Genomic DNA, 240 nt, shown 5'->3' with positions numbered 1-240 from the left:
CGCTTGAGCTTGAGGGCCACATGGGCCTCCGTGAGCCTCCCCTCCTCGTCCGTGCGGGGCCAGAGGGTGAAGACCCCCTCCCCCTGGTGCTCCTCCGGCTGGCTCAGGGCGTACCCGGCCACCTCCACCCGGCACCCCTCGGGAAGGCGGGGGCTAGAGAAGCCCTCCTCCCCCAGGCTCCCCTCCAGGAAGAGGGTGGCCTGGTGGGCCGGGTGGCGGGCCCCGGGCTTCTCCTGTTGG

1 pseudogene is annotated in these 240 nt (G+C 73.3%); it reads right to left on the bottom strand.

Going from position 1 to position 240, the window contains the following annotated elements:
- Positions 1 to 240: pseudogene (locus ACYQ0J_RS00150) on the bottom strand (hypothetical protein); the annotation flags it as partial.

This window comes from Thermus sp. FJN-A, assembly GCF_054655095.1.
This window is presented reverse-complemented; position numbering and strand designations above follow the sequence as displayed.